The 13,822-nt window shown below is 61.8% G+C and carries 10 protein-coding genes; 6 read left to right on the forward strand and 4 right to left on the reverse strand.

The window, feature by feature from the left end:
* The first annotated feature begins 41 nt into the window (after positions 1–41).
* From HJC00_RS24135 to HJC00_RS24145, 3 genes are all read left to right on the forward strand, one after another.
* Positions 42–1,583, forward strand: coding sequence for a sodium:proton antiporter (locus tag HJC00_RS24135; protein ID WP_210630049.1), 1,542 nt, complete (start codon positions 42–44; stop codon positions 1,581–1,583).
* 259 nt (positions 1,584–1,842) lie between these two features.
* The gene (locus tag HJC00_RS24140; RefSeq protein WP_210630048.1) at positions 1,843–3,021 is read left to right on the forward strand and encodes an efflux RND transporter periplasmic adaptor subunit; all 1,179 of its coding nucleotides are present in this window, start codon (positions 1,843–1,845) and stop codon (positions 3,019–3,021) included.
* Positions 3,018–6,203: an efflux RND transporter permease subunit gene (locus HJC00_RS24145; RefSeq protein ID WP_210630046.1), complete on the forward strand. Its 3,186-nt coding sequence runs from the start codon at positions 3,018–3,020 to the stop codon at positions 6,201–6,203. The genes HJC00_RS24140 and HJC00_RS24145 overlap by 4 nt, the downstream gene beginning before the upstream one ends.
* 34 nt (positions 6,204–6,237) lie before the next feature.
* Here HJC00_RS24145 and HJC00_RS24150 read toward each other — a convergent pair whose 3' ends face one another.
* Complete coding sequence (locus HJC00_RS24150) at positions 6,238–6,975, reverse strand: metallophosphoesterase (protein ID WP_405047682.1); 738 nt, start codon at positions 6,973–6,975, stop codon at positions 6,238–6,240.
* A gap of 203 nt (positions 6,976–7,178) precedes the next feature.
* On the opposite strand from HJC00_RS24150, the gene HJC00_RS24155 reads away from it, so the two are divergent.
* Positions 7,179–8,288, forward strand: coding sequence for an acyl-CoA dehydrogenase family protein (locus HJC00_RS24155; protein WP_221144598.1), 1,110 nt, complete (start codon positions 7,179–7,181; stop codon positions 8,286–8,288).
* Positions 8,289–8,338: 50 nt separating this feature from the next.
* On the opposite strand, the gene HJC00_RS24160 is transcribed toward HJC00_RS24155, so the two are convergent.
* Positions 8,339–8,803: an Rrf2 family transcriptional regulator gene (locus HJC00_RS24160; RefSeq protein WP_085780172.1), complete on the reverse strand. Its 465-nt coding sequence runs from the start codon at positions 8,801–8,803 to the stop codon at positions 8,339–8,341.
* A 176-nt stretch (positions 8,804–8,979) separates the two neighbouring features.
* Positions 8,980–9,768, reverse strand: coding sequence for an SDR family NAD(P)-dependent oxidoreductase (locus tag HJC00_RS24165; protein ID WP_210630041.1), 789 nt, complete (start codon positions 9,766–9,768; stop codon positions 8,980–8,982).
* Between the two features lie 138 nt (positions 9,769–9,906).
* On the opposite strand from HJC00_RS24165, the gene HJC00_RS24170 reads away from it, so the two are divergent.
* Positions 9,907–10,677: a TIM barrel protein gene (locus HJC00_RS24170; RefSeq protein WP_221164718.1), complete on the forward strand. Its 771-nt coding sequence runs from the start codon at positions 9,907–9,909 to the stop codon at positions 10,675–10,677.
* Here the strand turns inward: HJC00_RS24170 and HJC00_RS24175 are convergent.
* On the reverse strand, positions 10,674–11,693 hold the full coding sequence (locus tag HJC00_RS24175) for a LacI family DNA-binding transcriptional regulator (RefSeq protein ID WP_168297274.1): 1,020 nt from the start codon (positions 11,691–11,693) through the stop codon (positions 10,674–10,676). The two genes, HJC00_RS24170 and HJC00_RS24175, sit on opposite strands and share 4 nt — an antisense overlap.
* A gap of 178 nt (positions 11,694–11,871) precedes the next feature.
* Between HJC00_RS24175 and HJC00_RS24180 the strand changes: the two genes are divergently transcribed.
* Complete coding sequence (locus HJC00_RS24180; protein WP_168297273.1) at positions 11,872–13,797, forward strand: ABC transporter substrate-binding protein; 1,926 nt, start codon at positions 11,872–11,874, stop codon at positions 13,795–13,797.
* The last annotated feature ends 25 nt before the right edge of the window (positions 13,798–13,822 follow it).

Raw genomic sequence — 13,822 nt, forward strand, 5'->3', positions numbered from 1 at the left:
TTCAGGCAAAGAACCACCCGCTGAAATGGCCTGGAGGGCCCATGGCGTTCTTCGAAAGCATGCTGACGCTGCTCTTGGTGGCGATCATCTTCCTGCAATTCTCCAGGAAGTTCCGTGTTCCTTATCCGACCATGCTGGCGATCGCCGGCATCATTGTCGCTGCCTTCCCATGGGCTCCGGAGGTGGCGATCGATCCCAGGCTGGCGCTGGCGCTTTTCATCGCACCCGTACTTTTCGATGCCGCGTACGATTTGCCGCCGAGGACGTTGAGGCGCAACTGGCTGCCACTCTTTTCGCTCGCCGCAATCGCCGTCATTTTGACGGCCGCGGCCGTCACAGCCGTCGGCGTCGCAATGGCCGGCCTGCCGCTTGCCGTGGCCGTCGCACTCGGCGCTATCGTCGCCCCACCGGACGCGGTTGCGGCGACCGTCATGCTCGACCGTTTCAATCTGCCGCGCCAGACCTATGTAATCCTCAAGGGCGAGAGCCTGCTCAATGACGCAGTCGCCCTCCTCATCTTCAGCGCCGCAGTGGCGGCCGCCACCAATCCCGCCTTCTTCACCGGCATTCTGGCAGAATTGACGCTGGCAGCGCCGGGCGGTCTCATCCTCGGCTATCTTCTCGGCCGTCTCTACATGATCGTTGGTCTGAAGCTCGCCGGCACGCTCGGCGGCACGCTGCTCGAGTTCGTCGCCACCTTCGGCACGTGGATCATTGCCGAGCGACTGCACCTTTCGGCGATCCTGGCGATCGTCGCATATGCCATGGTGATCGCCCGCTACATGCCGGAGCGGCAGACGGCCCGGCATCGCATTCATTCCTATTCGGTTTGGGAAGCCGCGGTTTTCCTGCTTAACGTGCTCGCCTTCCTGCTGATGGGCTTGCAGGTCCGCCAGATCGTCCTCGATCTCGATCCCGGCCGCCTGAATTTTGCCATGACCTTGGCAGCCGCGGTCTTCGTCACTGTCATTGTCGTGCGCCTGGCCTGGGTGCTCGTCTATAACCGCGCCATCACCTTTCTTGCCGAGCGCGGTCTCACGACACAAGCCGCTCCCACGTTTGCCGCGAGCCTACTTGCCGGCTGGTGCGGCATGCGCGGTCTCGTAACATTGGCAACTGCGCTCGCCCTGCCGATCGACTTCCATGATCGCGATATCATCCTGCTCAGCGCGCTGGCCGTCGTTCTCGGCACGCTCATCGTCCAGGGATTGACGCTCGGGCCGCTGATCCGCTTCCTGAAATTCGATCCGGACACATCCCTGAACCGCGACATCACCAAAGCCCGCGTGGCATTGATCGACGCGGCGCTTGCCGAGCTTGAAGGTCAAGACAAATCGACCCGCATTCTGCGTGACGTCTATACCTCCGAGCGCGAGATCGCCGCCGACGGCAAACACCCGCGCGAGGTCAGCAGGCTCGACAAACAGCGCCGCAATGTCATCGGTGCGAAACGCCGCAAACTGGCCGCGATGCGCCGCGCCGGCGAGATCGACGACGACGTCTTTCATATGCTGGAACAGGAGCTTGATTGGGCTGAGCTTGCCGTTCTGCCGCCCGGTCGAGATGAGATCGTCGAAAGCTGATGCCGTTCCATGAAGTTCACGGATTCCGGAAAAGCGAATAATTGGCATTTGCTATTTTTTGTCGCTGCCGCTTATATCCCGTTCCATAGCGTTTCGATTTTCCATTGTGCATCGCATACCGGCTTTCCCTTCCAACGATTGAACGCCGGGGAAATCACGGGAGCCCGAGGCTTTCGTTCAAAGCAACAAGACATGAATAGCATCACTTCATCTTAAGTTCGGTGGCAGTCGATCGGCCGCCGCGATTGGAGGGACCGATATGACTTTCGCGCTTCGACGGAAATTGTTGCTCGCCTGCATCGCCACGTTCATGCCTATGGTCGCGATGGCGCAGGGCGCACCGTCCGCCCCTCCCCCTGTCACGGTCGCGAAGCCGGTGGTGCGCGATGTCATCGACAATGACGAATTCATCGGCCGTTTCCAGCCGGTCGACGAAGTCTCCGTGCGTTCGCGCGTCGGCGGCTACCTGCAGGAAGTTCATTTCGAAGATGGCGCCCTGGTCAAGCAGGGCGACCTGCTCTTCGTCATCGACCAGCGGCCGTTCGTCACCGCGCTCAGCCAAGCGAAGGCCGCGCTCGAAGCGTCGCAGTCCACCCTTGTTTTCGCCGACGCTCAGTACAAGCGCGCCCAGTCGCTCGCTTCGAGTGGCAGCCAATCCGCACAGACGCTGGACGATCGCCGCCGTGAATTCGATTCCGCCCAGGCCAATGTCCGCGGCGCTCAGGCCGCCGCCGACCGCGCGGCGCTCGACCTCGAATATACCGAGATCAGGGCGCCACTGAGCGGCCGCATCGACCGCCGCCTGCTCTCGACCGGCAATCTCGTGCAGGCCGACCAGACGGTGCTCACCACGATCGTCTCGCTCGACCCGATCGACTTCTATTTCGACGTCGACGAGCGCCGCCTGCTGAATTTCGCCGACACCGCACGCAAGCAGGGCAAGGATCTGCAGCTCGGCGGCGGCGGCGTCGATGTATCCGTCACGATCTCCGACCCCACCGCCAAACCTTTCATGGGAAAGCTCGATTTCGCCGAGAACCGGGTCGACAATGAGAGCGGCACCATCCGCATCCGCGCCCGCCTTGCAAATCCCGACCTCGTCCTGCAGCCGGGCCTGTTCGGCCGTGTGCAGGTCGCAGCCTCCAATACCTACAAGGCCATTCTCGTTCCCGATGAGGCGATCGGCTCGGACCAGAACGAACGCGTCGTCTATGTCGTCGACGCGCAAGGCAAGGTTTCGACCAAGCCGGTGCGGCCCGGACCTCGGCTCTACGGCTATCGCGTCATCCGCGAAGGTCTCGACGGCACCGAGACGATCATCGTCAACGGCCTGATGCGGGCGCGGCCGGGTTCGACCATCACGCCGCAGATGAGCGAACTGCCGCAGGAGCGGCAGGACACGCCCCCCGAATCCGCAAACGCGGAGAGCGGACAATGAGATTCGCCCATTTCTTCGTGGACCGGCCGATTTTTGCGGCCGTCATCTCGATCCTCTTTCTCGTCGTCGGCGGCATCGCCTATACGCAGCTGCCGGTCTCTCAATATCCGGAGATCGCGCCGCCGACCATCGTCGTGCGCACCTCCTATCCGGGCGCCGACCCGCAGACCATCGCCGATACCGTTTCGACCCCGCTCGAACAGCAGATCAACGGCGTCGAAGACATGCTGTACATGTCGTCCTATTCCAGCGCCGACGGCGCCATGTCGCTGACGATCACCTTCAAGCTCGGCACCGATCTCGACAAGGTGCAGGTGCTGGTCCAGAACCGCGTTTCCATCGCGCTGCCCCGTCTTCCCGAGGAGGTTCAGCGGCTCGGCGTGACCACCGACAAGAGCTCGCCCGACCTGATGATGGTGGTGCACCTCCTGTCGCCGTCGCATCGTTATGACCAGCTTTACGTCTCGAACTATGCCCGCAACCGCATCCGTGACGTGCTCGTGCGCCTCGACGGCGTCGGCGATGTGCAGATCTTCGGCGAACGGCAGTATTCGATGCGCATCTGGCTGGATCCGGAAAAACTCTCCGCCTATGGCATGACCTCGGATGACGTCGTCTCCGCCCTGAGGGACCAGAACGTACAGGTCTCCGGCGGCAAGATCGGCGCGCCGCCGGTGACCGGCAGGAACGCCTTCGAATATACGGTGCGAACGGATGGGCGTTTCTCCGATGTGCGCGAGTTCCGCTATGTCATCGTCAAATCGACGGGGGCGGGCCGGCTCGTACAGTTGCAGGATGTCGCCCGCATCGAACTCGGCGCGCAGGACTACGTCACCAACAGCTACCTCAACAACGACCCTGCGGTCGCTCTCGGCATTTTCGCCCGGCCGGGAACCAACGCTCTCGATACGGCCCACCAGGTCCAGACGCTGATGAAGGATATCTCCCAGAGTTTCCCGGAGGGCCTGGAATATCGCATCGTCTACGACACGACCGAATTCATCTCGGATTCGATCGATGAGGTCTACAGAACCATCGCCGAAGCGGCCATCCTGGTGGCGATCGTCGTTCTCGTCTTCCTGCAATCCTGGCGGACCGCGATCATCCCGATCGTCGCCATCCCAGTGTCGCTGATCGGCACCTTCGCTATCCTGCTCGCCTTCGGTTTCTCGCTCAATATGCTGACGCTGTTCGGCCTGGTGCTCGCCATCGGCATCGTCGTCGACGACGCGATCGTGGTGGTGGAAAACGTCGAGCGCAATCTGGCGCGCGGCATGACGCCGAAGCAGGCGTCACACGTGACGATGGACGAAGTCGGCACCGCTGTGGTGGCGATCTCGCTGGTGCTGATCGCGGTCTTCGTGCCGACGGCCTTCATTCCGGGCATATCAGGTCAGTTCTACAGGCAGTTCGCCGTGACGATCTCGGTCACCACTGCGATATCGGCCTTGAACTCCCTGACGCTTTCGCCCGCCCTTGCCGGCATATTGCTGAAAGCCCACGATCACGAGACGAAGCGCAAAAGCATTGCCTCACGCCTGGGCACCGGTCTTGCAAACGGCTTCAATCGCGGCTTCGACCGGATGAGCTCCGGCTATTCGTGGACCGTCCGGCACCTGGTCGGCAGCTGGATAGGCTTGACCTGCTCGATGCTCGCCTTCGCCGGCCTGCTCGGCGCGACCTGGTACATGACCACCCGGGTGCCCTCGGGTTTCATCCCGACCATGGACCAGGGTTACGCGATCGTTGTGGTGCAGCTTCCGGACGGCGCCTCACTGGCGCGGACTGATGCCGTCGTCAAACAGGTGGGCGACATCGCCCGAACCGTGCCCGGCGTCGGCAATGCCGTGCAGTTTGCCGGTTTCAGCGGAGCGACCTTCACCAATGCCTCGAATGCGGGGGTCGTCTTCGTTCCGTTCAAATCCTTCGCCGAACGCGAGGAAGGCGGAGAAAACGCCAACAAGATCATCGGCGAGCTCTTCGGCAAGCTGCAGAGCATCCAGGAAGCCTTCATCATCGCAATCCCGCCGCCATCCGTGCGCGGCGTCGGAAACTCCGGCGGCTTCAAGATGCAGATTTCCGATCTCGAAAATCCCGACATGACGCGCGTGCTGGGCCTTGCCCGCCAGATGATGGGGGCGGCGGCAACGACCGAAGGGCTGACCGGCGTCTTTACGACCTTCTCCGATGCCAGCCCGCAATATTTCCTGTCGATCGACCGCGACAAGGCGCGCTTCCTGAACGTGCCGATCCCCAATATCTTCAACGCGCTTTCGATCAACCTCGGCGTCGCCTACGTGAACGATTTCAACGCGTTCGGCCGCGTCTACCAGGTTCGCGCCCAGGCCGACCGGCAATACCGCATGGACAGGGAGGATATTCTCGCCCTGAAAGTACGCTCGGCGACTGGCGCACTGGTTCCTCTCGGAACCCTGATGGACATTCAGGATTCCAGCGGCCCGGCGCTCGTCCAGCGCTACAACATGTATGTCTCGGTGCCGCTTCAGGGCAATCCGACGCCCGGCACCTCGACGGGCGACGCGCTGAAGAAGATGGAGGAGCTGGCGGCCAAGATCCTTCCGCCGGGGACGACCTTCGAATGGACGGAACTCGCCTATCAGGAAACACATACCGGCAACACCGCCGTCTACATCTTCGCCCTCTCCGTCATTTTCGTCTTCCTGGCGCTGGCGGCCCAATATGAAAGCTGGGTTCTGCCACTCGCGATCATTCTCATCGTCCCGCTTGCCGTGCTCGCCGCACTGATCGGGGTCTCGCTGAGAGGAATGGACAACAACGTCCTGACGCAGATCGGCCTGATCGTCCTGATCGGCCTTGCGGCCAAGAACGCCATTCTGATCGTCGAGTTCGCCAGGCAGGCGGAAGAGGAAGGAAAAACGCCAGTGGAGGCCGCCATCGAGGCGAGCCACCTTCGCCTGCGCCCAATCCTGATGACGGCATTCGCCTTCATCTTCGGCGTTCTGCCGCTCGCCATCGCCACCGGCCCCGGCGCCGAGATGCGCCAGTCGCTCGGCACCGCCGTCTTTTCGGGCATGCTCGGGGTGACGCTCTTCGGCCTGTTCCTGACGCCGGTCTTCTATGTCGTTCTGCGCGGCTGGCGCCGCAGCCGGCCGGCTGAAAGGCCGGTCGAAGCCGCCCCGGCCCAAAGCGAGACGGTCTGATCACGGTGTCATACAGCCTCCCGGTGGGATGATGTCAGGTGGAAAACAGATGCACCCGGCCCTGCCAGAACCGGGCAACGGTCAGCCTACCGCTGCGAAAGGCGCGCGTATCGAGATTGAGCCGCCTCGGGCGAATGTCGGGCTCGTCGCTGGGCGTGTGGCCGTGGACGACGAGTTTCGGCAAGGGAACCCTGCTTTCAAGAAAGCGGTGGCGGATGAGGACCAGGTCCTCATCCGTCTGTGCGGAGAGCGGCAGCATCGGGTCGATGCCGGCGTGCACGAACACCACGCTCGGTGTGTCCAGCATGATGGGCAGCGCTCGCATGAAATCGAGATGCGTATGCGGCAGAGACTGCCGCAGAAAGGCGTCGAGCTGCACGCCGGAGGGAAAGACGAGCGGCAGATGCTCCGGATCGAGGCCATAGGATTTCAGCGATTCCGCTGACCCCATCCGCATCCAGTCGTCATAAGGGAGCCAGCCGTCGACATAGTCGAGCATGGCGATCTCGTGATTGCCGGCAAGGCAGATGCGGTCGAAACCATCAGGCGGCGGCTCCATGAGGTGAGCGATGACCTGCGCCGATTCCAGACCCCGGTCGATATAGTCACCCAGTGTCACGATCAGCTTTTGCCCGGGCAATCGCGCGCCATCTTGCAGGATCGCCTCCTCAGCTTTTAAAAGCAGATCGTAGCGGCCGTGAATGTCGCCGATCGCATAAGTTGGAATCTCGGCGATATCCAGCGTCAGACGCGGTCTCGGCTGGCGCCCCATTTTCCAAACCTCGCTATGGCGAGCAAGTGCTTCACCCATCATGTTCCTCAATTGGATAGCCCCGGTTAACCATAAGTAGAGTGGAGGGCGAGGCGATCAAGTTGGTGAGAAAATTCGAAGCGTCCGGTTTTTCTGGAAAAACCGTTCTTATCATTCGAAGGAAAATCCCTCAATCCTGTCATCCTTCGAGGAAAGAGTGAGCGATGGGAACGTTATCGCAGTTTCAAGACCGTCTGAGGCCGCCGGCCCGCCGCATCGAAAACGAAGAGGAGGCCGTATCCACGGCTCGCAACCTCGCCGACACATTCCGTCATCAGGCAAACGAGCGCGATATCAACCGCATCCTGCCTTTTGCCGAGCTCGACGCGCTGTCGATATCGGGACTGACGGCAATCTCTGTTCCGCCCGAACATGAAGGGCTCGACGTGTCGAACGCCCTGCTTGCCGAAATCATCGCGATCATTGCCGAGGCCGACGCCTCGATTGGCGAGACACTGGAAAATCACTTTTCCGTACTGGAAACCCTCCGTACCCAGGCGGCCGAGGATCTGAAAGCATCGCTGTTTGCCCGTGTGCTGCTCGGCGACCGCTTCGCCGGCGCAACCGTCGCCGACGGCAGCGAGCTGTCGATCGACGGACCGGGGTACCGTTTGAGCGGGCGGATGCGGCCGGCGCCCGGTATTCTCTATGCCGATTGGATTGCCGCTGCCCTCACACTTCCGCCCGACCGCCCTGTGACGCTCTACCTCAGCCGCAACAGCGGGGACGTGCAAGTGGTCGATGATTGGGACGGTTTCGGCCAGCGCACCAATGGATCGGCAACGACGCTCGCCGGCGCAGTGCATGTCGATGCCGGCACGATCGCGCCGGCCCCGTCGTCCGGTTCGACGGGCGTTTCGCTCGGCCTGCTGCTCAAGGCTGGAGTGGCCCTCGGCATCGCGCGGGCCGCCTGGGCCGACCTGATGACAGCCATTGGCGATCATACCGTCTCCCGCTCCCGGCTCGGCGAACACGCCGTCGGCATCGAAATCACGGCGGCAGCTCTGGAGCGAGCGGGCCGCAAACTCGATATCGCCCAGGTCAATCCTGTAGAGGCTGCGATGGCGGATGCCTATTTTTCCGCCTCGGCGGCCGCGATCACTGCCGGAGAAACCGCCCTCAACGCCGCAAACGCACTGTTCGAGCTCGCGGGCGAAGCGTCAACCGGCATAGGCCTTAATCTCGACCGCCATTGGCGCAATGCACGCATCCACGCGCTGTCGCTGCCTCGCGATCGATTGCTGGACCGCGCCGGCGACCATATGTCGAGATGAGCCCTGAACGACACAGCATGGCGCTTTAGACCGTATGAAATCGAAACGTCTCAGCTGGCGGCGGAGATCGGCAATTCGTCCCCGGTGTCTTCAATGCGGCCGCCGGCTGCGACGAATTGGTCGAGGGTCATATTGTCCAGAATGGCGGCGATCGCATCCCGAACATCGGTCATCGAACGCCGCACCTGACAGGTTTCCGGGTCGGCGCAGTCGTCGCAGGCCTCGTAAGCCGTCCGGCTGGCGCAGCGGATCGGCGCCAGCGGCCCATCGAGCGTGCGGATGACATGGCCGATGCGGATCTCGGAAGCCGGCCGCGAGAGAGAATACCCGCCGCCAGGCCCCTTTTTTGAACGCAGGATACCGACATTGCGCAGCTCGAGCAGGATCGTGTCGAGAAACTTCTTCGGAATATTGTTGCGCGCCGCGACGTCATTGATGAAGGCAGTCTCGCCCGGCGCCAGGCGCGCCAGATCGACCAGTGCCTTCAGGCCGTATTTTCCCTTCTTCGTCAGCATTGTCGTCGCCTTTTGAAAACCGCAATATTTGCCCGTCAATAGCAGGCAAATAACGTCGAAAGCGTGAAGATACAACAAAATAGCTAATTTTTATAGCTTGTATCGGCAACGTCCACGGCCGGCTGGCAGTCATGCGAAGAACAGGCTTGCCGTGCTGCTCATTGCGCCAGCTTCGATCAAATCGTCTTCAGCATGCCGCCATCGACGAAATAGGTCGATCCGATGCAGTAACTCGCCCTCTCCGAACTCAGAAAGACGAAGACGTTCGCCAGTTCCTCCGGCGTGCCGAAGCGTTTGGAGGCAGCATGCTCATTGGCAACGCTTTGCAGGTACCCTTCCCAGTTTCCGCCGCTTTCGGCCGTCAGCTGCTTGGCGGTCTTGATCCAGTCGGGCGTCAGGATCAGGCCGGCATTGATGCAGTTGACGCGGATATTGTCCTGGATGAGCTCGGTCGAGAGCGTCTTTGAAAACATCATCAGCGCCGATTTGCTGACATTGTAGATCGGTTCGTACCAGAGCGGCTGGACGGCGCAGATCGAGGCATTGTGCAGGATCACCCCGCCGCCTCGCTTCTTCATCTGCGGTGCGATGCCGCGCGCAAGCCTCACGGCGGCCATCACGTGCAGGTCCCAATAGGCCTGCCATTTCTCATCAGGCGCCTCCATGACGGTCTCGTTCGATCCGGTGCCGGCATTATTGATGAGGATATCGGCGCCACCCTTTTCGGCAGCCGCGGCAATGATCGCCTCCGTTCCCGCAGCCGTCGCGACGTCGGCGGCGACGGCGGTGGCGCTGACGCCGAATTTCTCGGCAATGCGGGCGCCCTCCGCCTCCAGCCGTTCGCCGCCACGCGCAGCCAGCACGAGGTCCACGCCCTCAGCCGCCAGCCCTTCGGCGATCGCCAGTCCGATGCCGACCGACGCACCCGTTATGACGGCGATCTTACCCTTCAATCCCAGATCCATGTCTTCCTCCGAAGCGCCGGCGATCCCGGCTCGTGGAAGCAAGTGTTCCGCCAATGAATCCGGGCGTCAAGCACCCAAACGCCTCTTGCGGCGGTCTCCGTTCTGTCGCAGCCTGCATCCGCACCGGGAGGAGTTTTCATGCGACGTTATTCAGCCTGTATAGAGTGGCTGTTTGCCGAGGACGGCGACAGCTTTCCCGACCGCATCCGTCGCGCCCATGCTGGCGGCCTGACGGCGGTCGAATTCTGGCGCTGGACCGACAAGGATCTGGACGCGATCGAGGCGGCGTTGAAGGAAACCGGCCTTGCCGTCACCAGCCTCGTCGCCGAGCCGATGATCGCGCTGACCGATGCCGCCAACCGGAAGGCCTGGCTGAAAGGCCTTGCCGATTCCGTCACAGTCGCCAAACGCCTCGGCGCGCCGGTGCTGATCGCCCAGGCAGGCGACGATCTCGCCGGCTTCAGCCGTGAAGAACAGCGCCGGGCCCTCAGCGAAACCTTGAAACCAGGTGCCGATATCCTGAAAGGCAGCGGCGTGCGGCTCGGCGTAGAACCTCTCAACATCCGTATCGATCATATCGGCTACTTCCTCGATTCAACCCGCGAAGGCCTCGACGTCGTCGATGACGTCGCCCGCCCCGAGATCGGCATCGTCTACGACATCTACCATTCCGCCGTGATGGGCGAACGCACCGAAGACGTGCTGGACGGCCGCCTCGACCGTGTTTTCCACGTCCATGTCGCCGATCATCCCGGCCGCAACGAACCGGGTTCCGGCGGGATAGACCTCGCTCGTCGCCTCGACTGGATCTTCGCCAACGGCTATGCCGGCGCCGTCGGTCTGGAATACCGGCCGACCAAGCCCGGCGCGGACGCAGTCAAGGCTGCCATTGCTGCGCTCGGTGGTTAAACCCCGGGGACATCGACGCTCGCCGCCGCCTTGCAAGGTCCGGCCGAGCGGCGCTCGATAATGCGCGAGGCGATCATGATGCGCCTCGCCGGCATGCCCGGCAGGCGTGGATTCTCGATCCGCTCAAGCAATAGCCGCAGCCCCACGGCCCCGCATTCCTGCCCCTCCATCCTCACCGTCGTCAGCGCCGGCGAGATCAGTGACGCCGGCGAGTAGTCGCCGAAACCGACAACCGAAATATCGTCCGGAATGCGGTACCCCTGCCCAAGCAGTTCGGAGACCACGGTCAGCGCTAACCCGTCATGGGCGCAGAAAAAAGCCGTCGGGCGAATGCCTTTGTCCACGAGCGCCCGGAACGCCGTGCCGAAGCCATTCTCTTCGTCGAATTGCATAACATGGAGCGCAACATCAGGATAACGTTCGGCGATTTCGCGAGCGCCGTAATGGCGCTCCTGACGTCCCCGCAGGCCCGGCATGCCATAGACGTACACGATGGACCGGTGGCCGAGTCCGACTAGATACTCCACCACCGCCTGCCCTGCCTCATGGTCGGTGCCGCCGACATGGTCGACCTGCTCGAGCGCATCGACCCAGCCGAAACGCACGATCGGAACGCCGGTGGCGCTCGCCGCTGCCACGGCCTCACGGGCATGCGGACCAACGAGCATCAGGCCATCACAGCTGCGCGCCAACTCTTCCAACTGGCCGACATCATGGGTCCAGCGCACGCGCAGCGTCATGCCAAGCCGATGAGCCTCTCGCTGCACACCGTTCTGCACCTGCATATAGAGCTCGCTGTTGACGGCATCGAGATCGTGAAAGACCACCGCAACCTCGCCGGCAGCACCATGCCCGGCGGGCTTGGTGTAGCCTAGGCGCTGCGCCGTGTCGCGGATCAGCGCGCGCGTTTCCTCGCTGACACCGCTCTTGCCGGCGAGCGACCGCGAGACCGCAAATTTCGACAGCCCGACCTCTCGCGCGATCGTCTGCAAAGTAACCCGGCCCCTGCTTCCCACGTGGCACCTCGCCCTTCGATTGATAGGCGCTGGTTATACCAACTGCGCCTGTATGCCAAATTTTCTCACTAACGTGAACATAACGCTTTACCTAACAATATCCAAATGTAATCTTTCCCTCATCCCGGCCCCACAGCAAAAATAATGATAATGGCACGGGTTTTTGGAGGAGATCCCTATGATCAAGCTGAAACGACGTGCGTTTCTGGCCGGGACGTCGGCCGCCCTGATAATGCCGGCCCTGCCGGTTTTCGCCGCTGACTTCAAGGAAGCGGATGTCCTGAAAGCGAAAGTGTCGAGCGGCGCCCTGCCGGGTCTCCAGGAGAGGCTTCCCGAAAATCCGCTCGTCGTCAAACCGGTTGAAAGCATCGGCAAATACGGCGGCGACTGGAACATGGCGCTAGTCGGCGGCGGGTCGCTGTCGATGCTGTTCCGCTACCAGGCCTATGAGCCGCTGCTACGCTATACGCGCGATTGGTCTGGCGTGACGCTGAATGTCGCCGAGTCCTTTGAGGGCGATGCCGACTCCAAGGTCTATACGATCCGCCTGCGCAAGGGCATGAAATGGTCGGATGGCCATCCCTACACCACCGCCGACATCAAGTTCTGGTACGATACTGTTTTCACCGACAAGCGCGTCGCCTTTGTCGGTCAGGATCATTGGAAATCCGGCGGTAAGCCGGCCAAGCTGGAGATCGTGGACGAGCAGACCTTCAAGGTCATCTTCGACAAGCCGAACGGCCTGTTCCCGCTGCAGGTCGCCTGGGCAAACAACGATCAGACGACGCGCACGCCGAAGCATTATCTCGAGCAATTCCACATCGATTACAATCCGAAGGCCGATGAACTCGCCAAGCAACGCGGCTTCGAAAGTTGGATCGCGTCGTTCCAGGCGGCCGCCGGCTTCCAGGACGACAACGCCTTCTTCCTCAACTCCTCGAAGAAGCCCTGCGTGCATGCCTGGGTGTTCACGATCGCGCCAGGCGAAAACACCGAACGGGCTGTTGCCGAGCGCAATCCATACTATTGGAAGGTTGATAGCGAGGGCAACCAGCTGCCCTATATGGACCGCATCGTTTACCAGATGGTCGCCGACCCGCAGGTTCTGCTGCTGAAGGCCATGCAGGGCGAGGTCGACCTGATGGACCAGTACATTGCCACGCCGAACAACAAATCGGTTCTCTACGATGCGCGTGAGCAGGGCGGCTATGATTTCTACACGCTGACTTCGACCGAAGCCAATGTCATGAATTTCATCTTCAACCTGAACCACAATGACGAGACCAAGCGGAAGCTCTTCCGGAACAAGGATTTCCGTGCCGCACTCTCGACCGCACTCGACCGGCAGTCGCTGATCGATGCGGTGCTCGTCGGCCAGGGGGCGCCTGCCCAGCCGTCGATCAAGAAGGAAGATCCGCTTTACAACGAGCAACTCGCCACGCAGTTCACGGCCTATGACGTCGACAAGGCGAATGCCATGCTCGATCAGATCGTGCCGAAGCGCGACGACCAGAACTTCCGCCTCGACGAAAAGGGCCGCCGCCTGACGATCATCTTCGAGATCGACCAGGCGCGCGCCGTCTTCCTCGATCTCTTCCAGCTGGTGATCCCGATGTTCCAGGCGGTCGGCATCGATGCGCAGATGCGCACGATGGACCGTTCGCTCTGGGAGACGCGCGTCCGCCAGGGCCGTGATTTCGATGCGACCGCCCATCAGTTCGGCGCAAATGGCGGCGTCGCCGCCATGCTCGACCCGCGCTACTACGTGCCGACCGATGCCAACGCCATGTACGCCCCGGCCTGGCAACTCTGGTATCGCGACCGCACCAATGCCAATGCCGAGGAACCGCCGGAAAGCACGAAGAACCAGCTTGCGCTCTACGACAAGCTGAAGACGACTTCCGACCCATCGGGCCAGCGCGAGGTCATGAAGCAGATCCTTCAAGGCGCCGCCGACAATTTCTATGTCTTCGGCATCTCGCTGCCGCCCGACGGCTACGGCATCGTCAAAAACAACATGAAGAACATCACGAAAACCATGCCGAACTCCTTCGGCTGGCCGACGCCCGCTCCGACCATGCCGGAGCAGTTCTACAAGGTCTAGAGCAGTTCCAGGAAAATGCGAAGCG

The sequence above is a fragment of the Rhizobium sp. NLR22b genome, from assembly GCF_019685295.1.
Classification (GTDB): Bacteria; Pseudomonadota; Alphaproteobacteria; order Rhizobiales; family Rhizobiaceae; genus Rhizobium.